We start from the raw sequence: 21,222 nt of genomic DNA, 5'->3' as shown, positions 1-21,222 counted from the left end.
TCTGTTTGCAAGAGAAAGTATAAACCTTAAAGTGACTTTAAGGTCAATCCTTTTCTGTTACAGGAATTTGAATCCAAGTAACATAGGCAGATGAATCGTTGGTTACCGATTCATCAAGAACCGCCACTTCCAGAGGTGTCCCTGATATCTGCCTTCCATCCTCCTTCAAGTGATCCAGCATCACGGCATAACTGTCTTTAATCGTCTCATAAGGCCCCCGGTGGGGGTAGCAGGCATATGTCCCTTCAGGAAGGCTGGGACTCGCCGGTGTTTCCTTGTCTTTTGCTAAAAATATGAACACAGCGAAATATTTCGCAGGTCCTTCTCCATGAAGACTGTCCATGTCGACCATCGTCCCCATATCCCCTGTGAAAAATCCATCATAACCGCCTCCAGCAGATGCGAGTTCTTCCAGATCCTGAAGAAAAATGGCGTCTGATGCTACAAAAAGATCCACCGGTTGATCATTATACAAATACGTAATCGGGCGCTCAGGAAAATAACGATAGACGAAAGAAGGCGACCGGCGGAGCGCAAGCCCCTCATCAATGGTCTCAATTTTGCTTTGAATCATTGCGGAAACCTTCTTCAGCCTTACCATTTCATTATCGATTTCCCTTTGTTTGCTCTCCAGCAGCTCTTTTGTATTTTCAGCTGTCCGGTTTGCCAGCTGGTGGTGGATATCATCGATGGAAAAGCCGTTCTTCTTTAGAAATATGATCGTATCCAATACGACAAACTGTTCAAAGTTATAATAGCGGTATTGTGTTTCCGGATCCACATACCCCGGACGAAACAGCCCGATTTGATCGTAATACCTTAACGTAGAAGCAGAAATCTGAAATAACCGGGCCATTTCCCCGATACGAAAGCGCCGCTTCATAAGTATCTCTCCTCCCTTTCATCTATCCCCCTATCCTATATCATATCCTAAACCGATCGCACGGATCTCTGGGCTGGATTTTTCCATTAGAAAAGGGTGCCTTGATCAGGGGCACCCTTTTCTTTCTGCTATTCTGTTACCTTTTCCACGGTTTCCCTCAGTTTGAATTTTTGAAGCTTCCCACTGGCATTCCGCGGCAGTTCGTCCACAAATTCATAGCGTCTCGGCCTTTTATAGCGGGCCAGCTGCCCACTTGAAATACAGAATTCATCGAGCTCCTTCTCCGATAGTCCGGGGTCTTTTCTGACGATATAAGCGGCGACCCGCTCTCCCCAAAGCTGATCCGGCTCACCGATAACAGCGGCATCCAGGACACCCGGATGTGCGAATAAGCAGTCCTCCACTTCCCGCGAGTAGATGTTCTCCCCGCCGGATAGAATCATATCCTTCACCCGGTCACTCACCCACAAATAGCCGTCTTCATCAAAGGAGCCGATATCCCCGGTGTGGTACCAGCCTTTATACAACGCTTCCTTCGTCGCTTCCGGGTTGTTGTAGTATTCCTTCATCATACTCGGCCCCCTCACGATAATTTCCCCGAGTTCCTGAGGCTTACAAATTTCATTGGGCTCCGCAGGCCCGTGTTCATTCGTCCGTACGACCCGTATGTCATGATGGAAAATCGGCCTTCCCGCCGATCCGGCTTTCTCGATCTGCTCGTGGTCGAACAACGCCGTAATCGCCGGTCCCATTTCAGTCATCCCGTACGCCTGGACCAGTTCCACCCCGAGCACTTCATGCAGTCTTAAAGTAAGCGCTGGAGCCATTGGTGCGCCGCCATACAGCCCTTGACGCAGTGTTGAAAAGTCCTCATGGGAGAAGTCTTCCTGCAGCAGCATATTCCACATTGTCGGTGCAGCGAAGAACGTTGTAATCTGTTCCTCTCTTACGGTCTTGATCACTGCCGGGGCATCAAAATGATGGAGAAGAACATTGGATGCACCAATCATAACTCGTGGGAAAAAGGCACAGTGCAGTTCCGCGCAGTGGAAGATAGGTGCCGCGGTCAGCCCTCTGTCTTCTTCCTGCAGACGCATGGAAGCCGCTATAATGAGCGCCTGGTCCACCATATCCCTGTGGGTATGAATGACTCCTTTCGGCAGACCGGTCGTCCCTGATGTATACATGATTGCGTAAGGGTCATCCTCCTGGACCTCACAGACAGGGGGGCGCTCCAGGACTTGTTCCATACGATCGTAATAATGAGAGGCAAAAGAAAAGGCTTCATCAATCGACCAGAACTCCACTCCCGGCATCCCACCAGCCACTTTTTCCACTTGAGGGGCCGTCGCTTTTTCAAACAGGACAACTTTCGGACCGGCATCCTGCAAAATAAAGCGGATCTCTTTTTCTGTAAGTCGGAAGTTGATCGGGTTGAATACAGCACCGATTTTCATGCAGGCAAACAAAACCGTGGCGAATTCTGCTGTGTTGTACAGGACGGTTGATACTTTATCCCCCTTCTCCACACCGGAAGCAGAAAGCGCTGCGGCTGTCCTGTCCACTTCATCCTCCCACTCCTTGAACGTCCACCGCACTCCAAGCCGAACATCTACAAGGCCTTCTTTATCCGGATACTTCGCAGCAGTCTGCTCAAACATGCTCTTTAATGTTGGTCCCATTTTCATCGACTCCTTTTCGTTTTTACCAGTGGCTTTTCTGCCGGTTCAACAGGAAATCCAGGACACGGAAGGATTATTTCGGCTGCATCCGTATGGCTCCGTCCAGGCGGATCACCTCCCCATTCAACATAGAATTTTCTATGATGCTTACAACCAGATTGGCAAATTCATAAGGTTTTCCCAGCCGCTTCGGAAATGGTGTCATTTGACCAAGAGCTTCTCTTGCTTGTTCCGGAAGACGGTCAAACATCGGCGTTTCAAAAAGTCCGGGTGCAATGGCCATCACACGGATACCCCAGCGGGCCAGCTCTCTGGAAACTGGAAGCGTCAGCCCGGCTACGCCTGCTTTTGAGGCACTGTAGGCCGCCTGACCAATCTGGCCTTCAAAAGCAGCGACAGAAGAAGTATTGATGATGACGCCTCGTTCCCCGTCCTCAACAGCTTCATTATTCTGCATAACTTCAGCAGACAGGCGGATAACATTAAAGGTGCCTGTCAAATTGACCTGGATCACCCTTTGGAACGAATCCAGCGAGTGGGGTCCCTCTCTGCCTGTTACTTTTTCAGCCGTGACAATACCGGCACAGTTGATAACCGCCTGAATGCCCCCAAACACATCCACACCCTTCTCTAAAGCCTGTTGGACTTCTGTCTCAGATGTTACATCCGTCTGGATAAAAAGCGACCGGCTCCCAAGTTCGCGGGCAAGAGCCTTTCCGTTCTCTTCATTCTGATCGACCATTACGACACAGCCGCCCTGCCGGATGATCTTCCGGGCAGCGGCCTCTCCAAGGCCAGAAGCTCCGCCTGTGATGAACGCTGTCACACCTGAGACATTCATGAGTGTCCTCCCACTCTTTCCACCACTGTGGCATTAGCCATGCCGTGTCCTTCACACACAGCGAGCAGTCCGTAACGCTTCTCCGTCCGTTCTAATTCGTGAACCAAGCTGGTCATCAATTTGGCTCCGGTAGCCCCGAGCGGGTGGCCTAAAGCGATCGCTCCACCGTTCCTATTCAATTTCTGATGAGATACTCCGGTCTCTTTCATCCAGAACATAGGGACGGGCGCAAAGGCTTCATTCACCTCAAACACATCCACATCCTCTATTCTCAAACCGGCTTTTTTCAACACCTGCCAGGTTGCTGGAACCGGCCCCGTCAACATGAGCGTTGGATCTGATCCCACCACTGCACGGGCAAGGACTTTTGCTTTTGGAGTCAGTCCGAACTGTTCCGCTTTATCTTTCGACATCAGCAGGATAGCTGCCGCGCCGTCACTAATTTGGCTGGCATTCCCTGCTGTAATGCAGCCGCCTTCCTGAAAAGCCGGCGTCAGGGTGGATAAAGTTTCCACAGATGTACCTGGTCTGGGTCCCTCATCCACTTCAACCCGTCCAGCCTCTGTTTCCACAGCCATGATCTCCTTATGAAAATGCCTTGCCTGGATAGCTGCCAAAGCCCGGTGATGGCTTTCTGCTGCATAAGCATCCAGCTCTTCCCTCGTAAGCTTCCATTGTTCGGCGATTCTTTCCGCTGATACCCCTTGATTGATCATGTCAAAGCGCTCCGTCAGCATCTCGTTGAAGGAAACGCCTTTCATGTTTGAAAACATCGGGACGCGGGACATGCTTTCAACACCACAGGCAATGACGACATCCATGTCACCGGATGCAATCGCCTGTGCACCGAAATGAACGGCCTGCTGGCTGGAGCCGCACTGACGGTCAAGGGTTACCCCTGGAACTTCAACAGGAAATCCGGCCGTTAAGGCTGCAATTCTGGCAATGTCACCGGCCTGCTCCCCCACCTGTGACACACAACCTGCAATCACATCCTCCACGGTTCCCTTTGGAATACCGGCTCTTTCTACGACCTCATTCAAAACGCCGGCCAGAAGCAGATCCGGGCGGATAGAACTTAGCACGCCATTCCTTTTCCCTACAGGCGTTCGAACCGCTTCAACAATTACGACTTCATTCATGCTTTGATCCTCCCAATCCCATCTTCTTCGCAATAATGGTTTTCATGATTTCATTGGAACCTGCATAGACAGCCGTTACAGGGGCATCACGAAACCTCCTGGCAATCTCATACTCTTCCATATATCCATAGCCGCCGTGGAGCTGCATGCACTCCAGGGCTGTCTTTTTCACGAGTTCTGTCGTCCACCATTTGGACATCGATACTTCCTTTACAACGTCTTCTCCCTGCATATGAGCTTCAATCGTCCGGTTCAGGAAAGTGCGGCCGATTTCAATTTCTGTATGAAGCTCAGCCAGTTTGAACTGAGTATTTTGAAACGAAGCGATGGACCTTCCGAAAGCTTGACGCTGGGTGACGTAATCCACGGTTATTTCCAACATCCGTTCGCAGGCCGCAACAGCTCCGATGCCTACAATCAGCCGCTCCTGCTGCAGCTGATTCATCAAATAATAAAATCCCTCTCCCTCTTTTCCCAGCAGCTGGGAGGAAGGGACGATGGCATCCTCAAAAATCAATTCCGCAGTATCCTGGCTGTGCAGTCCGACTTTTTCAAGTTTCCTTCCCCTTGAAAAACCGTGTGTCCCCCGCTCGACAACGAACAGGCTGATCCCTTTATGCGGCGGGGAAGCATGAGGATCTGTCTTACAGACGACGACAATTAAATCCGCATGAATCCCATTCGTAATAAATGTCTTTTCTCCATTCATGACATACGTATCATTTTTCTTTACTGCTGTTGTACGAATGGCAGCAAGGTCCGACCCCGCTCCCGGTTCCGTCATGGCAACAGCCGTGATCACCTCTCCTGTCACACATTTCGGAAGCCACCTTGCCTTCTGCTCTTCGGTACCATAGGCTTCCAGATAAGGAACGACAATGTCATTGTGAAGACCGATCCCAATCAAACCGGTTCCTACTTTTTCAAGCTCCTCATTAATGATGACAGAGTAACCAAAATCTGCCTCCATCCCACCATAGGTTTCACTAAGCCATGGACACAAATAGCCCTGCTCCCCGAGTTTTCTCCAAAAGGACCGGGGCACTTCCCCCTTTTCCTCCCATTCTTTGTAATAGGGGACAGCTTCCTTTTTTAAAAATTTTTCAAAGGAATCCCGGAGCATTTCATGTTCTTCTGTTATGTATCCCGCTTTCATGACCACCCTCCCCGCCTTTACTAAGCACCTATTTCTCCTCTCTTCCTCGTTTTTCCTGCCCTTAACGGAAAACGCTTACAAAAAATTGTTTTTCTGCATCGAATGACAAAAAAACCAGCCCTTACCGGACTGGTTTTGTTCGTTATTCTATAACTTTTTTAATCGCTGCGGCTACGCCGTCCTCGCTGTTTGATTTCGTTACAAAAGAGGCTTCATCTTTGACAATCTGCTGTGCATTGCCCATCGCTACACCAAGACCCGCTTCCCGGATCATGGCTATATCATTCATGCTGTCGCCGACAGCCATGACATTCTTCATATCAAGATCCAGCCACCGGCACACTTTCAACAGGGCCGCTGCCTTGTTCACGCCTACGGGATTCACCTCAATATTGGTAGGACTTGAATTCGTCACTTCCAACGCATCATTAGCCTGAAGCTCATCCAGGATCACTTGACGGACCTCATCATCTTCGATATCGAAACCGAATTTGAGCCAGTCGTAGTCTTCAATTTCATTATCAAAAGGGTTCTGCGTATTATACAGCCCCTGGACTGTTGATGACCAGAAATAAAGGCCGTGTTCCTGTTTCATTTCCCACAAACGGTTCACATGGCTGTGATCGAGTTTCGTCTGATCCACCAGTTCGTAATCATGATTATAAATCTCTCCACCATTAATGGTGACGATGTACGACGAACGGCCAAGCGCTTCAGAAATATGCCGGCACCGGGAAAGGGAGCGTCCCGTGCTCAGGACCACATGGATCCCCTTCTCCTTCGCCTCTTTCACAGCAGCAGCGTTGGCTTCTGACACCTCTCCTGCGTGATTCACTAACGTACCATCAAGGTCAAGAGCTATTAATTTGATATCTTCTGTCATTCCAGTCACGTCCTCTCTTTATCCACACTCCATTTTAATATAAGGACGGCCCTCTTACAATTCACACCTTTCCAATCCTCCATGATTAACAACATACCACAATGGGTATGGTAAAGAAGAATTCATAAGGAGGGAGAACATGTTTCATTATACGGTTGAAACAGAAAAAAGCGTAGAGCAGGCCGTTGAAAGCCTGGAAGCGAATTTGAAAGAGGAACAGTTCGGTGTCCTATGGAATTTTGACCTGAAGGGAAAATTGAACGAGAAAGGATTGGATTTTGAGGACGATTTCCGGGTTCTTGAAGTGTGCAATCCAAAAGAAGCCCAGCGTGTCCTGGAACAGAACAAAATGGCTGGATACTTCCTGCCTTGTAAAATGGTTGTTTATAAAGAGCAGCAGCAAACAAGGATCGGAATGCCCAAACCATCCTCCCTTACACAAATGGTGAATGACGACCAAATTCTTGCCATGGCTGAAGATATTGAATCACGTTTGATCCGCTGTATGGACAAATCGATATAAGGGTGAAAAGAGCTGCCTCGTGGCAGCTCTTTTTTAATGGTTCAGCGGAGGCAGATTGTCTGGAGGATTCCCTTTTAACGAGTAATGAAATTCCCCTTCACTTGTTATAGCTCCGAAGAAAACATCTGTTACCTGATGATCTCCAAGCACTGATTCCAGCCACCCACGGTCACGCCCCATCCTCTGGAGGATATCAAGCTGGAGGGTTCCATCAAGAATGACGGGGATATCATACCCCCCTCCCCTTAAAGGCATCTGGAATTCCTCACGTGTGGGCGGTTCTTTTTCAGGCACTAATTTCACAGATAACTGGCCGTTGGCCTCCACGATTCCGAGATCCACCTGAGTGAGATCGAAAACCTGCTGTTCGCGAAGCATTTGAGTGATGTTATCAATGGAATAGCGGATCTGCTGGAGGTTTTTCTCCACCATTTTTCCTTCATATACGACAATGGTCGGTTCAAATGTCAGCAGTCTGCCCAGCTTCCTGTTTTTCAACTTCACCGTAACAATGAATTTCTGGAGCAGGGCTATAACAATAATGGCAGCAACCGTATGTATATGATCGATATCAGGATCTGCGATATCTGCGCCAACGACAGAACCTAACACAAGCACGACGAGAAAATCAAAGACCGGCAGTTCCCCGATGGACCGTTTCCCCATGAAAATACCAACCCCGAGCATCAGCGGGAGAATCGTAACAATCCGAAGGACGACAATGAACAGGTCTTTCCATAAATCCATGGACCCTCACCTCCTTTCCTAGCTTCACCCTTCCTTCTCGTCCTATCCATTCATTCAAACGAAGGTGTTGACATTATACCTATAGGGGTATATGATATGTCATGTACTGTTCAACAGCAAACATCTTCACAAGGAGGGGAAAACATGGAATATAATGACGCCATGAAGAACAGAGTCAAGCGTCTCGAAGGCCAGCTGCGTGGTGTATTGAAGATGATGGAAGAAAATAAAGACTGTAAAGATGTCATTACGCAGCTTTCTGCTTCGCGGAGTGCCATTGACCGAGCGATTGGACTTGTGGTAAGTTCCAACCTTGTGGAGTGCATCCAGGAAGCAGATCAACAGGAAGATAAAGAAGCCTCCATTAATGAGGCCGTTCAACTGCTCGTCAAAAGCAGATAAATTTTTAGATTTTAATATACCCTAGGGTGTATCAATTCAAGGAGGATATAACATTGTCTGAGACAAAAAAGACGAATATCATTTTATTCAGCGGGGATTATGATAAGGCAATGGCTGCCTACATCATTGCCAACGGAGCAGCAGCTTATGATCATGAAGTCACCATTTTCCACACGTTCTGGGGATTGAACGCTTTACGTAAAGATGAACCCATCCAATTGAAAAAAGGGTTTATGGAGAAAATGTTCGGCCGGATGATGCCTAGAGGTGTAAATAAAATGGGCATTTCTAAAATGAACTTTGCCGGATTTGGACCGAAGATGATCAAAGACGTCATGAAAAAGCATAACGTTATGCCACTGCCGGATTTGATCGACATGGCCCAGGAACAAGATGTGAACCTTGTAGCCTGCACGATGACTATGGACCTTTTAGGTCTGCAGAAAGAAGAACTGTTGGATGACATTCAATATGCCGGCGTAGCCGCCTATCTCGCTGATGCTGAAGACGGCGCTGTAAACCTGTTTATATAATCGAGGAGGAATCAAGAATGAAGACATTGACGGCAAAAGAAGTAGAACAAAAGCTGAATGAAGGAAAAACATTAAATATTGTGGATGTTCGCGAAGATGAAGAAGTCGCTGAAGGTATGATTCCAGGTGCTAAACACATTCCGCTGGGATCCATTGCAGACCGCGCAGATGAACTTGATAAAGAAAAACCTTATCTTATGGTCTGCCGTTCAGGTGGACGCAGCGGCCGTGCCAGCGAGATCCTTGAAGATAAAGGATTTGATATCACGAACATGGAAGGCGGCATGATGAGCTGGGAAGGACCGACGAAATAACCAAGTGACCCTTATGGGTAGAGGAGGAATTGCAATGGAATTGAAAACAGATGTAACACTGGACGCTAAAGGATTAGCCTGCCCGATGCCGATCGTGAAGACGAAAAAATCGATGAAAAACATGGAATCCGGACAGGTACTTGAAGTCCAGGCCACTGATAAAGGATCAACGGCAGATCTGCAGGCATGGACGAAGAGTGCCGGTCACCAGTACCTGGGTACCATTGAAGAAGACGGAATCCTCAAACACTATGTACGCAAATCAAATGATGAAGAAACAGCAGAGAAAAAGCACCCGGATGTCGTGAACAACGAAGAACTGGATGCTGTTCGCTCAAATCCTGTATCCATCATTGTTGATGTTCGCGAAACAGCAGAATATGCCTTCCATCACATCCCTGAGGCCATTTCTATTCCTTTGGGTGAAATCGACGATCGTGGCAATGAACTCGATCAAAGTAAAACGGTCTATGTCGTGTGCCGCACAGGCAGCCGAAGCGACCTGGCCGCACAAAAGCTTGCCGCTAAAGGGTTTCCTGCTGTTTATAACGTAGTTCCCGGGATGAGCGGCTGGAACGGTGAAACGAAATCACTGAATCAATAATTTTTTTGATAAAAATATACCGCAGGGGGTAAGTATATGACAATGAAAAATATGTCGATCCAAGACATTGCTCATAAAGTCCTGAATAACGAAGAGCTGTTCCTTTTGGATGTCCGCACAGAAGATGCCCATCAGGACTGGAAAATCGAAAGTGAGCATTTTTCTTATTTAAACGTTCCCTATTTTGATTTGCTGGACGGTGTCGATGAAATTATAGGACAGCTGCCAAAAGATCAACCGATTGCTGTCGTTTGTGCCAAAGGTGGTTCTTCACAAATGGTTGCAGAGATGCTTGTTGAAGAAGGAATGACAGATGTTTATTCAGTGGAAGGCGGTATGAAAGCCTGGAGTGAGCATCTCGAGCCAAGGAAAGTCAGTGATCTGAAGGACGGCGGTGAACTGTATCAGTTCGTCCGTCTCGGAAAAGGATGTCTTTCCTATATGGTCACATCCGGAGGCGAAGCAGCCATCATTGATGCAGTAAGAATGACCGAAGCCTACACGGATTTTGCTGAGAAACTCGGAGTAACGATTACGAATGTCTTTGATACCCATCTTCATGCAGACCACATTTCAGGCGGTCGTAAGCTTGCAGAGGAAACAGGAGCTGTTTACTGGCTGCCACCGGAAGATGCCGGTGAAGTTGTCTTCAACTATCAGCCTCTAAGGGATGCCGATCACGTCCAGATCGGTCATTCGAACATTGATATTCATGCGTTGTACTCACCAGGACACACAATCGGATCCACTTCTTTTGTCGTGGACGATACGTTTCTGATGACGGGAGATATTCTATTCATCGATTCCATCGGCCGTCCTGACCTGGCTGGAAAAGCAGAGGACTGGGTAGGGGACCTGCGCGAAACCCTTTATACACGCTATAAGGAACTCTCTAATGAACTCGTCGTCCTCCCCGCCCACTTTATGATGATGAACGAATTGAACGAAGACGGCACGGTAGCAGAGAAACTTGGAACTCTGTTTTCCCGGAACCACGGCTTGAATATATCCGATGAAGGTGAATTCCGCCGTATGGTTACAGAAAACCTGCCGCCACAGCCAAACGCCTATCAACAGATCCGTGAAACGAATATGGGCAGAATCAGCCCTGACCACGAAGAGCAGCGGGAAATGGAGATTGGTCCAAACCGCTGTGCTGTAAGATAAACCATTCTGACATGCGTCCGTCCACTACGGACGCATGCATCAATCAAAATTGAGGAGGAAACAATATGAACGCAGCGAAAGTACTTGATGCAAAAGGTCTGGCATGCCCAATGCCGATTGTAAAAACAAAAAAAGCGATGAAAGACGTTGAAGCCGGTGAAGTTCTTGAAATTCACGCCACGGATAAAGGTGCGAAAAGCGATTTGACAGCATGGGCAAAGTCCGGCGGTCATGAACTGCTGAAACATGAAGAAGAAGACGGCTTATTCAAATTCTGGATTCAAAAAGGCGAGTAAGCACACAGATTCACGTATAAAAAATGCAGAGGGAACCGGTAGAGGTTCCCTTTTTTAAGGAGGTCATCTTCATGGAATTTGGATTTATTCTTACGATTTTCCTTATCGGTTTTGTCGGTTCCTATGTATCAGGCATGCTCGGAATTGGCGGGTCGATTATAAAATACCCGATGCTGCTTTATATTCCACCTCTTGTCGGTTTTACAGCCTTCACCTCTCATGAAGTTTCCGGGATCAGTGCAGTCCAGGTTTTCTTTGCCACCATCGGCGGTGTGTGGGCCTATCGGAAAGGCGGTTACTTAAATAAGCCGCTGATTATTTATATGGGAATCAGCATTCTGATCGGGAGCTTTATCGGAGGGTACGGGTCGCGTTTCATGCCGGAAGCAGGTATCAACCTTGTTTACGGTATCCTCGCCCTGATTGCTACCGTTATGATGTTCATTCCGAAAAATGGACTGGATGACCAGGAGATGGATGAAGTGACGTTCAACCGTCCGCTGGCCGCCGGGCTTGCCCTGATTGTCGGGATTGGAGCCGGGATCGTCGGTGCTGCCGGAGCTTTCCTGCTTGTACCCATTATGCTTGTCGTATTAAAGATCCCAACAAGAATGACGATTGCTTCATCTCTGGCGATTACGTTCATTTCTTCCATTGGCGCAACGATTGGAAAAATTACGACCGGCCAGGTGGAATACGCGCCTGCTGCTATTATGATTGTGGCCAGTCTGATTGCGGCCCCTCTCGGAGCATCCGCTGGTAAGAAAGTGAATACAAAGATTCTCCAGACAGTCCTTGCTGTACTGATCCTGGCATCGACGGTTAAGATCTGGATGGACATCTTTTAAAAAGCTCTGTTATTGCTTGGTGTTGTTATTTAACATGTGAGCTCCTATCACCCCTTTCTGTCATGGGATTTGTAGGAGGCGGCCTTGGAGTTCGAGGAGACTCATCGTTCCCAGCGGAAAGCGGACGGTTTTCCCTGCCATCCCATGCTCTGAGTAAATAGCAGACCGGACCCCTAATTCCAGACGGAAACGATTTAGTACTCGTTTAAAATATCAACAACAGACTTTAACAGAGCTTTTAAAAAAGGACCTTCCCAGGTCCTTTTTTCGTTGTTGTCTTTACCCGCCCCTCTACCCCCGGAGAATTTCCGGGATGGAGGGCCGTCGCTTCTGGTCCGTTACCGTGAACCTTTCTATATTTGAAAACCTTCTTATGCACTCTGGACATAAAAACCCCTCTGCCTGACAACAGAGGGGTTTGGTTTATTCTTCGTTTGATCGGGGTTGTTCATCTTCTGTGACCAATTCCGTTTCGTCCAGATAGCGGAGCAGGTCGCCGTATACGATGGAGTCGGACATCTCCAATTCTTCCTGTGCTGCCGTGAAGCCATCTTCACAGGCAGCTCCATCTTCGACTTCTTCTCCTGTTTCACGATCATAGCATGTGCCTTGAATACCAACGTATTCTTCGTTGGCAAAGTTTCCGTCTCGTGTGATCATCAATTGACGGCGGTCTTCATCCAGCAGATCATGACCGAATTGGACAGGGTTCTCATCTTCAATACCTAAAAGATTCATGAGGGTTGGACGCAGGTCAACTTGTCCACCAACCGTATGATTCTCCTCAGATTCGATGTCTTTTCCGTAGATAAGGAAAGGAACACGTTGAAGCTGGAACTGTTCATACTCATTTATTTCTTTTCCTAAATACTCACCCATCGCTTCCTGGTGATTCTCGGAAATGCCGAAGTGATCTCCATAAATGACGAGGATTGTATTGTCATACAGCTCTGAGTTCTTGAAGTCCTCGACGAATTTTTTCAACGCTTCATCCTGATAGCGGATGGTTTGGAAATAACGGTTCAATGTGCCGCTGCTCGTTTCTCCTTCTTCAATGAGTTTCAACTCTTCAGGAAGTGTGAACGGGTAGTGGTTGGTCAGCGTAATCATTTTAGAATAGAACGGCTGATCCATCTCCTGCATTTTGTTCAAGGAATCTTCAAAAAAGTATTCATCAAGGTACCCCCACCCGTGGGACTTTTCTGTCGTTACCTCATAATCTTCCTTGGAGAAGAATTCATCATACCCCAGCGAATCATACATCACGTTTCTGTTCCAGAATGTCTTATCGTTGGCGTGCATGGAATTTGTAAAGTAGCCATTTTCACCAAGTACGCTCGGCATCGCTTTATATTCGTTACCGGAGTGCGTAAAGAATACGGCGCCACGGTTCAGAGGATAAAGGGAGTTCGCCAGTAGAAATTCGGAATCAGACGTCCGTCCTTGTTTAACCTGGTGATAGAAGTTATCAAAGTAGATCCCCTCTTCTTTCAGGTCGTTGAAGTAAGGAGTCAGCTCCTCGCCGTGCAGCGTATTATCCACTACAAAGGTCTGTGTACTTTCCAATGAAATGGCAATCACGTTCTTGCCTTCAGCGGCACCTTCCAGTCTGTCGCTGTCTTCTTTCTTGTTTTCGTTCAAATAGTTAATGACCGGGACGAGCTCATTGCTGTCCGCCAGCGTTTTCTTCATTTCGGTCTTCCCTTGAAGAACAATATCATACACATGATAGTTCAATACACCAATGTATTTGACAAGCATGTTGCGGTCAAATGTTCGTTCAAGCAGGTCCGTACGTTCTGTCTCCGCCCATTGAAGGTTTACAATGAACAGGGGAATAGCAACGATGGCCAGAACGATTCCCTCCGGCCGCTTCGGTGTGAACGTCTGGAAGCGGGAAGGTTTGAGATAAAACAACAGAAAGCCTGCAGCAATCACATCAACGAACAACCATAAGTCAGCAGGACTCATAATCGTCGTAATACTTCCCCCGAGGTCAGCCAGGTTGGCTACTTGATTTAACATCGGAATAGTGATGAAATCATTGTATTCACGATAAAACAACACATTCACATAAAGCAGGATGGATCCTAGAATGTAGGCAGCAAACATCCCTCGCCGGCGTCCAAGCAGAATTCCAACTCCGAACAATAGGAATATACTGCTGAGCGGGTTGAAGGCCAGAATATTCGCCTCATTCGCATTCTCGACACCCAATGTGAAAATGTTTGTTTGAATATAATACATTTTCAACCAGAATAGACCGATCACAAATGCATAGACTAGTAGTTTCAGTCCTGTTTTTTTATTTATATATTTATTTCCTGTAAACATTGTAAAACCTCCGTTAATTTTACATTACCCTATTTTAACTCATCTTATTTCATTTTTGTACCATTATGGCGATAGTTTTAAAACTCTGACACATTTATCCTTGTTTTATTACAGGTTTGTCATGGAAAAATGAACCTCTTGGCCTATGACACTTAAAAGTTACTATCTATACATGAATTTTTCATCGTTTGTCATCTCTCTCCTCTTTTTATGTTAACCTATTATCAAATAAGTTTACAAAAGGAGGCTGCTTCATGTCAGACGAAAGCAGAAAGCTTCGATTTTTGTTGAATAGTGCGATTTTCGCCGCATTAACGGCCATTATGGCCCAAGTTGAAATCCCTCTTCCCGTTGTACCGATCAGCGGCCAGACACTTGCTGTCGGCTTAACCGCCACGATTCTCGGGAGCCGCCAGGGCGCAGCAGCTATGGTTGGATACATGGCTTTGGGTGCGGTAGGGATGCCTGTATTTGCAGGGTTCAGCGGAGGACCCCAGGTTCTTGCCGGACCGACGGGAGGATACATTTTCGGATTCATACTCAGTGCATTTATAACTGGATATATCCTCGAAAAAACGTCATTCAACTTAGGATGGGCGTTGGCGGCGAATACGGCCGGGATGGTCATCACTCTTCTATGTGGAACCCTGCAGTTAAAATTCGTTCTTGATATCAGCTGGACCGCAGCCTTTGCCACCGGTGCCTATCCTTTTATCGCGGTCGGATTGATCAAGGCGTTTCTTGCCTCCTGGCTGGGCATTACGGTCAGAAATAGACTCGTGGCCGGACAGTTCATTCAGCAATCCGTACCAAAGGAAGCCTCCTCGTTCTATTCCCCGGGAAATAAGGCCGGCTCATAAATGCCGGCCTTTCGGGAACCCTATTCCTGGAGGTGATCGATTTGAATCCTTATTTATGTCCAGGATGCAGAACAAACCGTTCTCGCTTTAACGTCATTGAACAGCAGGCAATGCCGGTCAAGATGGACCCGCAGACTGGAGAAAAAAATCCTTCTTACACTGCAGAAACCATGGATGCCTTTCATCTCGCTTATCAAGGACCAGCCATTAAGGTCCAGTGCGGGGCCTGCGGTCTGATTGAAGATGAAGCCTCTTTCATAGCCTTTGCTGGACACCACCGTATGAATGGAACCCCCTGAATAGAATCAGAGGGTTCTTTTTCGTCGTATATTCAAACGGAACCCTCCCCGGGTGAGAAAGAAGACTATAAGAAGGAGAGCTGAAGATGGATACACCATAACGGCGGCTGTGAATACATATCCCGCCAATCGATACCACGAAGCTGGATAAAAGGATTCTTCATTCACTTTCCTCATCTCCTCCAACACGCTCCCTTTCAAGTCATACCCCGTCCAACAAGCAATGGCCAATGCCTGGATACACGAAGAAACCAAAGAGAAACTGAGCATCTCCTGAATAACCATCACCGCACATCCATAAATAACAAGCAGGGGGGTCATCCATTTCACATACGTAAGGGCGAGCAGTTCATCCTCAACTGGGATAAATCGAAATACCGTCGGCTGTTTAAAAAAATTGTGAAAGATACTGGTCGACACTTCAACAAAGATAAAAGCAGCCAGCGGCACCGTGAAAAATCTCATCCAGTCCACCTGGAGTGGGACAACGATGATAATAAGGACGCCCGCTGTTAGAGCAGACAGCAGATAGTTGTAGGATTCTTTTCCATGGGACAGCCAGATCCGATCATACAACCGCTTAGGATAAAACCTACTGTTTCTCCTTCTCTGGACCGCAGACGTAAACCGTCTGGGTGGTTTCACAGCGACATTCGTCACTTGATTGACCAGCCACAGGTTCCAAACCTTTGCGTCGTTCCGTTCTGCGATCCTGCCCCAGGAAGGTTCATAATAATAAAAGCAGGCACTGGAAGCTGCGGCAGCCCATACCAGTGTCCCGATAACCAGACCAAGGAAGGATCCTGCTGTATAGCCGGCCGTTATAACCATTCCCCCTGCAGCGGCAAGCACCAGTTTGATATACCACGGTGTGCTGTATAATCTCCATTGAATCCACACCTCAAACAGATGACTGACTCCATATACCATAAGAAATAAAAGTGTAAAGGCTGACGATAGTGGGGTGATAGAACCGGCTGCCAATAGCAAAACGGCTGCCAGAAGGAGGGTTTTCCCTGCCTTCTCCTTGTATAAATATAAAAGAATGTCCCGTCTGGAATGAGGAAGAAGGCTGAGGTGAAGTTCTGATGAAGTAAAAGGCAGCGAGGAATCCTTGAAAGCTGCCATACAAGCTCTCACCCACACAGCAAGGGGAAGAAAAGGGAGATACATCAAGGCACGTTTTTCCAATGTTTGAAAAAACGGGGTGAATTCTTTCAACCAATCAAGGCTGATAAAGAGCAATATAACGGCCATGACCCCGGCATAAAGAAATACCACAGGATCATACAACGTCTTAAACGATTTTCGGTACAAATGCATCTTTTTCTGCCGACGACTACGCTGCAGCAGCCGAAAAACCTGCCTGCTCTCCGGCCTGTTCATTTATGCCCCCTTCTTTCCAGCTTCTCAAAAGATTCGACAGGGCCGGAGGAAGACACAGAACCATGTTTCAACATAACGTATGTATCTGCCAGAGCTTTCACTTTGTCCAGCTGGTGAGTGGTCAGAATAATCGTCATGCCCTGTTCTTTTCTGCGAATCAACTCTTCTTCTAAATATTGACCAGCGTATACATCCAGACCCATAAAAGGTTCGTCAATAAACAAAACAGGAACATCCGGCAGGAGGGCACAAATCGTCTGAACCTTCTGCCTCATTCCTTTGGATAACGCTTCTGGATAGTCATCCTTTTTGTCCGTCATTTCAAAGGCGGCCAAATACCCTTCAACTCTGGCTGCAAAAATATCTTCATCGATGGAGTAGCTCCGCCTGTATAGATCAAAATGCTGCCGGGTCGTTAGTTCACTGAACAGCAGCGGCTCTTCCGGGATATAACTGAATAAACGCTTATAGTTCTTCAAATGGTCATCCATACTTTCCTGCTGAATCATAATCGTCCCTGTCAGCTTCCCTCTCATACCAATCATCGTTTTCATCAACGTCGATTTGCCTGCTCCATTATGACCGACCAGAGCAAGGATTTCTCCGCGTCCGGCCTGGAGACTTACGTGTTGTAAGATCGGATTTCCGGCGATTTCCACTGAACAATTCTCTACACGAAGTACCAAGTATATCCCTCCTCGTATAATGGTTTACGTAATTTTCCAGTAAAAAGTTTCAAAAAAATAAGCCCTCTCCTGTGTTAAGAGCGGGCTTACGATTATTGATTCATCCTTGAAAGAAAATCTCCGAGCAGGTCATCATCCTCTTCCTCGGCTTCCCCCGACGACTCCGCATCACGGAGGTCGTCCTGGAAATGGCCAAGGTCCAGTCCATCCAAATCATCGTCTCCGGTTGTATCCAACACCGGCTCCTTCAGCTCTTCTCCTTCTTCCTCTTCATCAGGAATAACAGGAACTTGAGGCTCATCGGATGCAGCGGTTTCTTCCTGAAGATACAGGGCGTCGTCTATATCATAGGCGCGGCTGTTCAGGGAAGCCAGTAGTGTTGTAGCACGGACGGGATCCATAATGAGTTGATGGAGGATACTGCCGATCAATGCTTCGGAATGTTCATGCTTCATCCAGTTTCTCTGCTCTTTCGACAAGGCTTTCGGAAGGGGGACTGTAATCGTTTCTTTATCCTTGGAAAGAGATTCATTCACTCCGTCCATAACGAACTGAGCAATACGGCTGGAAAAATTGCGCCGTTCTGTCTCTTTCAAGTGCGACAATTGTTTCAATAAATGATCCGGAGTGTCCGAGGGGACACGAAATGTAATGGACTGCCCCCGTTCGACACTTTTTCTAGATGAACTCATGAATGATCACCTTACTTGGAAGATCCGGTCTGTTGTTCCACTTTTTTATTCGCCGGTTCGGCTGGTTTTTTGTTCGTTTTACGGATAAAGTCGGAAATCAGCTTGTAATAAGCGTTTGCCATCATCCAGATGCTTTCTTCCTCATCCTCGAAGAATTCAATATTAAATCCGTCCAGTTTATTGTTCAACATCTTGATGTATTCCTTAAGAACGGCAGAGCCTCCACCAACAAAATAGCAGATTTCCGTCTGGGAATTTTTCTGCCACACGTTGCGCAGGTATCGGTATTGTTTCTTAGCCAGTTCAAGGAGAATACGATCGGTTATGTCATGGACACTTGTACGGCTCCCGCGAACCATAATGTGGTGACGGTCGTTCTTCCTCGTAATAATATCGACTACGTCCCGGCGGCTGTCGAGTTCCACTCCATGCTTCGTCAAAATTTCATCACGAATCATTTCCAGCGATTCAGAAACACCGAGGTTGAATCCCTGTGCCTTGTCATCATCCACATTACGGTTGCGGATGACCGCGATATCTGTGGATAATCCACCAATATCCTGAATAAGAATCTGCTTGTCCACAAGCTCCTTGTTGATAATGTTCAAATCATTATCCATAACAAGGTTGACATAGGCGGCGAAGCCTTCCGGATAAACTTTCACTTCGTCAAACTTAAGGTTGACTTTCATCCCCTGATATTTAGGGGTTACTAAAAATTCAATCTGGTGGACAGATCCGAGGAGCTGGGAACGGTATCCTACGTCCTTCCCTTCTTTGACTTCACGCAGGGGAAGACCCGTACCGAGCGTATAGTTGGCTTCTACTACATTATTTTTAGCTTGCTGAGATCCTTTTCCAGAAACCGCATCAAGGGCAAGGGACGCAAACAGCATAATCAGGGTCTGATCTTCTTCCGATTTATAGCTTCCTGGATCAAGCTCGGTGGAGTTTGTTGTTTTTGTCGCCAGATTACCTACGCGGTAAATCGCATTATTTTCCCTGAGGGCAGGGGAATGCACCCGAATATGTAGATTATCGAGTGGATTTTTATCATCCAGATCCTCAATCCCGATAACCGGGCGGTCCTCCAAATCTCTCGCTACTACGTTAGGAATATAAAGGGAAGATTCCAGTTTCCCGAAGTTTGCTTTCAAAGCATCATTACCAACATCAATGGCTGCAATTCTTGAATGTGTCATAAACAGTTCTCCTTTTATAAGTTATTTAAATAACCTCTCCTTAGTTAGAATCTATTAAACTATCAGAGAATAGTCAATCCTCCTTTTTTCGTGTTCATTTATGCACACAAGTAAACAATACTGTGTACTTGCACACATAATTGCACACTTCCTTTTATGACGGCATGTACACGCTTTTGCACGCATGCAATCATAAACGCAAACGAAACGTTTTCTTTTTGTACACTTGCAAACATTTTTGTATACATAAGATCATTTTTACGTTTTTTACATTTTTCTACACAAAATCACGGACTGAGTTTTCATCACTGTTTCTATTACATGGACTGAGATCCATAAAAAGAAGACGATGCTATCTGCATCGTCTTCTTTTTACTGCTTCATATAAGTACTGAACAAATCCTCCAACTTCTTCGTTAAAGCCAAAGTCATCAACCCATTGCCCTCTGCTGTTTTTGAATATCCAAGAGGAGTCGTACGTTTGATAAGCTGGGAGAATATTTCTGATTCTGTCATCGATCGATTGAATTGCTTCTCAACTAATGGAATAAGGAGAGCGAGTCCCCCGGAGACGTGAGGCGTGGCCATTGATGTACCAGAGAGCCTCGCGTATTTTCCTTCTAAATAGGTGGAAAGGACATCCACTCCGGGAGCCACAAGATCAAGCTGGGTGTTCGTATTCGTAAAATCAGCCAGTTCCCGCCGTTCATCTACGGCTCCTACTTGAATGACTTCATTATATGCTCCAGGGTAACCGTACTCCATCGTGTCTTCCCTGCCATCTCCCTCGTTACCAGCAGCACAAACGACGGATACATTATGGCTGACAGCGTTTTTAACAGCTTCTCTCAAGGCTTTTGTATCTTGAGGACCTCCAAGTGACATGGATATGACTCTCACCCGTTCCTGATTGGGTCCTCTCCAGTTAACGGCGTAATGAATGGCATCAATAATCCATTCATACTCCCCTCCCCCATCCTCTGATAAGACCTTTAAGATGAGAAGTTTTGACTTGGGTGCCGTTCCTATGACACCTTCCCCATTCTCTACGGCAGCAATGGTCCCTGCTACATGTGTCCCATGGCCATTGTTATCTGAGTAATTATCAGGATCCCCTCCATAATCATCCGTAAAGTTATGTCCACCCAGGATGTTTTCTTCAAGATCAGGATGATCAAGCTGACAACCTGTATCAATGATCGCTGTAACGCTTCCATTTCCTTGATCCGATTCTTCCCAGAGGCTTTCAGCTTCCACCATCTGTATACCTTTCGGCCGCTCGTTTGTTGTTTCTATAATCGCTTCTGTACGGTACGGAATCAATTTCATCCGACTCATGGACATCCTCCTCCATTATGGTAAAGGGTGTTGGTGTACAATCTTGGAGTCATTCTTCCTTTCATTATAACATCCAGATATACCCACCTCGGACAGGTTTTTGAAATAAGGACCTTAGAATCACAAATGATATAAAGAACATATGTATTTTATATTGAATCCAACGCGCAATGGAGTATAATGAAAGAAAGTTCTTTATAAAGAACAACTATTCAAGGAGTGACCTTGCCTTATGTACAGGAAAATATGTCATCATTGCCACAGGGCATCCTACAGCTGTCAGAACGAACATTGGACCTGCCCCTTATGTGGCAGAGATTTAAGCCGTCAGGCACGCTTACCAGTTCCATTACATACATCAGGCCACCGAGGCATCAAGCAGTATAAGAAGCAGGCAGCAATGA

The 21,222-nt window shown here is 46.8% G+C and carries 23 protein-coding genes; 10 read left to right on the top strand and 13 right to left on the bottom strand.

The window, feature by feature from the left end:
- Positions 1-43: 43 nt before the first annotated feature.
- The 6 genes from ACXADP_RS02700 to ACXADP_RS02675 all read right to left on the bottom strand — a co-directional run bounded on the left by ACXADP_RS02700 (position 44) and on the right by ACXADP_RS02675 (position 6,587).
- Positions 44-883: a MerR family transcriptional regulator gene (locus tag ACXADP_RS02700; RefSeq protein ID WP_474969941.1), complete on the bottom strand. Its 840-nt coding sequence runs from the start codon at positions 881-883 to the stop codon at positions 44-46.
- A gap of 128 nt (positions 884-1,011) precedes the next feature.
- On the bottom strand, positions 1,012-2,565 hold the full coding sequence (locus ACXADP_RS02695) for a fatty acid--CoA ligase (RefSeq protein ID WP_474969942.1): 1,554 nt from the start codon (positions 2,563-2,565) through the stop codon (positions 1,012-1,014).
- A gap of 73 nt (positions 2,566-2,638) precedes the next feature.
- Positions 2,639-3,406, bottom strand: coding sequence for a 3-hydroxyacyl-CoA dehydrogenase (locus ACXADP_RS02690; RefSeq protein ID WP_474969943.1), 768 nt, complete (start codon positions 3,404-3,406; stop codon positions 2,639-2,641).
- Entirely contained in the window at positions 3,403-4,548 is a 1,146-nt protein-coding gene (locus ACXADP_RS02685) for a thiolase family protein (RefSeq protein WP_474970760.1), read from the bottom strand. The genes ACXADP_RS02690 and ACXADP_RS02685 overlap by 4 nt, the downstream gene beginning before the upstream one ends.
- Complete coding sequence (locus ACXADP_RS02680; RefSeq protein ID WP_474969945.1) at positions 4,541-5,704, bottom strand: acyl-CoA dehydrogenase family protein; 1,164 nt, start codon at positions 5,702-5,704, stop codon at positions 4,541-4,543. The genes ACXADP_RS02685 and ACXADP_RS02680 overlap by 8 nt, the downstream gene beginning before the upstream one ends.
- 142 nt (positions 5,705-5,846) lie before the next feature.
- Entirely contained in the window at positions 5,847-6,587 is a 741-nt protein-coding gene (locus tag ACXADP_RS02675; RefSeq protein WP_474969946.1) for a Cof-type HAD-IIB family hydrolase, read from the bottom strand.
- A gap of 139 nt (positions 6,588-6,726) precedes the next feature.
- Between ACXADP_RS02675 and ACXADP_RS02670 the strand changes: the two genes are divergently transcribed.
- Positions 6,727-7,110, top strand: a complete 384-nt coding sequence (locus ACXADP_RS02670; RefSeq protein ID WP_474969947.1) for a DUF302 domain-containing protein — start codon at positions 6,727-6,729, stop codon at positions 7,108-7,110.
- Positions 7,111-7,143: 33 nt separating this feature from the next.
- Here ACXADP_RS02670 and ACXADP_RS02665 read toward each other — a convergent pair whose 3' ends face one another.
- Positions 7,144-7,857 (bottom strand): DUF421 domain-containing protein, encoded by a 714-nt coding sequence (locus tag ACXADP_RS02665; protein WP_474970759.1) that lies wholly within the window; start codon positions 7,855-7,857, stop codon positions 7,144-7,146.
- Positions 7,858-8,001: 144 nt separating this feature from the next.
- On the opposite strand from ACXADP_RS02665, the gene ACXADP_RS02660 reads away from it, so the two are divergent.
- The 7 genes from ACXADP_RS02660 (at position 8,002) to ACXADP_RS02630 (ending at position 12,021) form a co-directional block, all read left to right on the top strand.
- Positions 8,002-8,259 (top strand): metal-sensitive transcriptional regulator, encoded by a 258-nt coding sequence (locus ACXADP_RS02660; RefSeq protein ID WP_474969949.1) that lies wholly within the window; start codon positions 8,002-8,004, stop codon positions 8,257-8,259.
- A 53-nt stretch (positions 8,260-8,312) separates the two neighbouring features.
- Positions 8,313-8,792, top strand: coding sequence for a DsrE/DsrF/DrsH-like family protein (locus ACXADP_RS02655; protein ID WP_474969950.1), 480 nt, complete (start codon positions 8,313-8,315; stop codon positions 8,790-8,792).
- A gap of 17 nt (positions 8,793-8,809) precedes the next feature.
- Positions 8,810-9,106 carry a rhodanese-like domain-containing protein gene (locus tag ACXADP_RS02650; RefSeq protein WP_474969951.1) on the top strand — a complete coding sequence of 99 codons (297 nt, stop codon included), beginning with the start codon at positions 8,810-8,812 and terminating at the stop codon, positions 9,104-9,106.
- 34 nt (positions 9,107-9,140) lie between these two features.
- A complete protein-coding gene (locus ACXADP_RS02645) occupies positions 9,141-9,710 on the top strand; it encodes a sulfurtransferase TusA family protein (protein ID WP_474970758.1) in 570 nt (189 codons plus the stop codon).
- 36 nt (positions 9,711-9,746) lie between these two features.
- Positions 9,747-10,877 carry an MBL fold metallo-hydrolase gene (locus ACXADP_RS02640; protein WP_474970757.1) on the top strand — a complete coding sequence of 377 codons (1,131 nt, stop codon included), beginning with the start codon at positions 9,747-9,749 and terminating at the stop codon, positions 10,875-10,877.
- 65 nt (positions 10,878-10,942) lie between these two features.
- Positions 10,943-11,173 carry a sulfurtransferase TusA family protein gene (locus ACXADP_RS02635; protein WP_027956743.1) on the top strand — a complete coding sequence of 77 codons (231 nt, stop codon included), beginning with the start codon at positions 10,943-10,945 and terminating at the stop codon, positions 11,171-11,173.
- A gap of 71 nt (positions 11,174-11,244) precedes the next feature.
- The gene (locus ACXADP_RS02630; protein WP_474969954.1) at positions 11,245-12,021 is read left to right on the top strand and encodes a sulfite exporter TauE/SafE family protein; all 777 of its coding nucleotides are present in this window, start codon (positions 11,245-11,247) and stop codon (positions 12,019-12,021) included.
- Positions 12,022-12,444: 423 nt separating this feature from the next.
- Here ACXADP_RS02630 and ACXADP_RS02625 read toward each other — a convergent pair whose 3' ends face one another.
- On the bottom strand, positions 12,445-14,355 hold the full coding sequence (locus ACXADP_RS02625; RefSeq protein ID WP_474970756.1) for an LTA synthase family protein: 1,911 nt from the start codon (positions 14,353-14,355) through the stop codon (positions 12,445-12,447).
- A 254-nt stretch (positions 14,356-14,609) separates the two neighbouring features.
- On the opposite strand from ACXADP_RS02625, the gene ACXADP_RS02620 reads away from it, so the two are divergent.
- Together ACXADP_RS02620 and ACXADP_RS02615 are read left to right on the top strand one after the other, a co-directional pair.
- Positions 14,610-15,215, top strand: coding sequence for a biotin transporter BioY (locus ACXADP_RS02620; RefSeq protein ID WP_474970755.1), 606 nt, complete (start codon positions 14,610-14,612; stop codon positions 15,213-15,215).
- A 41-nt stretch (positions 15,216-15,256) separates the two neighbouring features.
- Complete coding sequence (locus ACXADP_RS02615; protein WP_474969957.1) at positions 15,257-15,514, top strand: DNA alkylation repair protein; 258 nt, start codon at positions 15,257-15,259, stop codon at positions 15,512-15,514.
- Positions 15,515-15,520: 6 nt separating this feature from the next.
- Here ACXADP_RS02615 and ACXADP_RS02610 read toward each other — a convergent pair whose 3' ends face one another.
- The 5 genes from ACXADP_RS02610 to ACXADP_RS02590 form a co-directional block, all read right to left on the bottom strand.
- Positions 15,521-16,900 (bottom strand): hypothetical protein, encoded by a 1,380-nt coding sequence (locus tag ACXADP_RS02610; RefSeq protein WP_474970754.1) that lies wholly within the window; start codon positions 16,898-16,900, stop codon positions 15,521-15,523.
- A complete protein-coding gene (locus tag ACXADP_RS02605; protein WP_474969959.1) occupies positions 16,897-17,586 on the bottom strand; it encodes an ABC transporter ATP-binding protein in 690 nt (229 codons plus the stop codon). Before ACXADP_RS02605 ends, ACXADP_RS02610 begins: the two co-directional genes overlap by 4 nt.
- 92 nt (positions 17,587-17,678) lie before the next feature.
- Complete coding sequence (locus tag ACXADP_RS02600) at positions 17,679-18,278, bottom strand: hypothetical protein (protein WP_474969960.1); 600 nt, start codon at positions 18,276-18,278, stop codon at positions 17,679-17,681.
- 11 nt (positions 18,279-18,289) lie between these two features.
- The gene (locus ACXADP_RS02595; protein WP_474969961.1) at positions 18,290-19,480 is read right to left on the bottom strand and encodes an Alp7A family actin-like protein; all 1,191 of its coding nucleotides are present in this window, start codon (positions 19,478-19,480) and stop codon (positions 18,290-18,292) included.
- Between the two features lie 372 nt (positions 19,481-19,852).
- Positions 19,853-20,818 carry a S8 family peptidase gene (locus tag ACXADP_RS02590; protein WP_474970753.1) on the bottom strand — a complete coding sequence of 322 codons (966 nt, stop codon included), beginning with the start codon at positions 20,816-20,818 and terminating at the stop codon, positions 19,853-19,855.
- Positions 20,819-21,222: the final 404 nt, after the last annotated feature.

Source organism: Halobacillus sp. AWH4_228 (assembly GCF_056158365.1).
This window is presented reverse-complemented; position numbering and strand designations above follow the sequence as displayed.

Excerpts from the sequence above, each read along its gene's own strand:
- ACXADP_RS02685 (WP_474970760.1), bottom strand. The coding sequence starts at position 4,548 with ATGAATGAAGTCGTAATTGTTGAAGCGGTTCGAACGCCTGTAGGGAAA.
- ACXADP_RS02665 (WP_474970759.1), bottom strand. The coding sequence starts at position 7,857 with ATGGATTTATGGAAAGACCTGTTCATTGTCGTCCTTCGGATTGTTACG.
- ACXADP_RS02695 (WP_474969942.1), bottom strand. The coding sequence starts at position 2,565 with ATGGGACCAACATTAAAGAGCATGTTTGAGCAGACTGCTGCGAAGTAT.
- ACXADP_RS02645 (WP_474970758.1), top strand. The coding sequence starts at position 9,141 with ATGGAATTGAAAACAGATGTAACACTGGACGCTAAAGGATTAGCCTGC.
- ACXADP_RS02670 (WP_474969947.1), top strand. The coding sequence starts at position 6,727 with ATGTTTCATTATACGGTTGAAACAGAAAAAAGCGTAGAGCAGGCCGTT.
- ACXADP_RS02635 (WP_027956743.1), top strand. The coding sequence starts at position 10,943 with ATGAACGCAGCGAAAGTACTTGATGCAAAAGGTCTGGCATGCCCAATG.
- ACXADP_RS02675 (WP_474969946.1), bottom strand. The coding sequence starts at position 6,587 with ATGACAGAAGATATCAAATTAATAGCTCTTGACCTTGATGGTACGTTA.
- ACXADP_RS02690 (WP_474969943.1), bottom strand. The coding sequence starts at position 3,406 with ATGAATGTCTCAGGTGTGACAGCGTTCATCACAGGCGGAGCTTCTGGC.
- ACXADP_RS02700 (WP_474969941.1), bottom strand. The coding sequence starts at position 883 with ATGAAGCGGCGCTTTCGTATCGGGGAAATGGCCCGGTTATTTCAGATT.
- ACXADP_RS02620 (WP_474970755.1), top strand. The coding sequence starts at position 14,610 with ATGTCAGACGAAAGCAGAAAGCTTCGATTTTTGTTGAATAGTGCGATT.
- ACXADP_RS02640 (WP_474970757.1), top strand. The coding sequence starts at position 9,747 with ATGACAATGAAAAATATGTCGATCCAAGACATTGCTCATAAAGTCCTG.
- ACXADP_RS02595 (WP_474969961.1), bottom strand. The coding sequence starts at position 19,480 with ATGACACATTCAAGAATTGCAGCCATTGATGTTGGTAATGATGCTTTG.
- ACXADP_RS02590 (WP_474970753.1), bottom strand. The coding sequence starts at position 20,818 with ATGAGTCGGATGAAATTGATTCCGTACCGTACAGAAGCGATTATAGAA.
- ACXADP_RS02610 (WP_474970754.1), bottom strand. The coding sequence starts at position 16,900 with ATGAACAGGCCGGAGAGCAGGCAGGTTTTTCGGCTGCTGCAGCGTAGT.
- ACXADP_RS02600 (WP_474969960.1), bottom strand. The coding sequence starts at position 18,278 with ATGAGTTCATCTAGAAAAAGTGTCGAACGGGGGCAGTCCATTACATTT.
- ACXADP_RS02630 (WP_474969954.1), top strand. The coding sequence starts at position 11,245 with ATGGAATTTGGATTTATTCTTACGATTTTCCTTATCGGTTTTGTCGGT.
- ACXADP_RS02625 (WP_474970756.1), bottom strand. The coding sequence starts at position 14,355 with ATGTTTACAGGAAATAAATATATAAATAAAAAAACAGGACTGAAACTA.
- ACXADP_RS02680 (WP_474969945.1), bottom strand. The coding sequence starts at position 5,704 with ATGAAAGCGGGATACATAACAGAAGAACATGAAATGCTCCGGGATTCC.
- ACXADP_RS02650 (WP_474969951.1), top strand. The coding sequence starts at position 8,810 with ATGAAGACATTGACGGCAAAAGAAGTAGAACAAAAGCTGAATGAAGGA.
- ACXADP_RS02660 (WP_474969949.1), top strand. The coding sequence starts at position 8,002 with ATGGAATATAATGACGCCATGAAGAACAGAGTCAAGCGTCTCGAAGGC.